Source organism: Parendozoicomonas sp. 209JJ7-1 (genome assembly GCF_058147085.1).
In genome coordinates this window covers 1-685 of sequence record NZ_JBYVJU010000110.1, presented here as the reverse complement: position 1 = coordinate 685, position 685 = coordinate 1, and the positions used below count along the sequence as shown (strand labels likewise).

At 39.6% G+C, this 685-nt stretch carries 1 protein-coding gene; it reads right to left on the bottom strand.

Annotated elements, in window-relative coordinates; genetic code table 11:
* Positions 1-293 precede the first annotated feature (293 nt).
* Positions 294-602 carry a hypothetical protein gene (locus ACY2RQ_RS19595; protein WP_490114699.1) on the bottom strand — a complete coding sequence of 103 codons (309 nt, stop codon included), beginning with the start codon at positions 600-602 and terminating at the stop codon, positions 294-296.
* Positions 603-685: the final 83 nt, after the last annotated feature.

Below are 685 nucleotides of genomic sequence, written 5' to 3'. Positions count from 1 at the left end.
GCATGTAACGCCCAAATCAGGTGCGCCGTAGGCGTCACCTGGATTTTTTTGTTAGGCGCAGGTGAAATACCTAGCAACTATGTTGTTTCCAACCATGACCGCAGCGTCTACAAATTGTTGACGGATTTCCTTGACGATAACCGGAACAACTACACTTTCTACAGCAACCTTTTGTTGACTTGGACTGTTTAGCGCTGACCAAACCGTATATTTCGTCGTCAGCCTCTTTCAGCTCATCTAGAGTCATTGATGACGAAAGTTCTCTAATATCTTTCTCTGTTAGAATTTTATAGTTATTGCTCATTATTATCTCCTTTATTAAGCATCCATTGATGAGTAGAGTCAGGAATAAATGTCAAACCTACTCCTATTCCTGCTGACATACCAATACCTAAGGCTAAATCTGTCCCACTTCTAACTTGATCACCTACCAATGTTTTTGTACCATTTATTGTTCTAATTAGCCAACCACCAAATACTTTACACCTTTCTGTTTTTATATATTCAGAATCAAATTCAGGATCTAGTGCAGGCGGCAAATATTTTGACTTTGAAAATTCTATTGTTTCCCACTGCAGCTTACTAAACTCCCTAAAAGGCATATCAATTTCCTTTTTAATTAGAATGAGCAGGTATTAGCGCCTAACGCCTAAATCAGGTGCGCCGAAGGCGTCACCTGGATTTA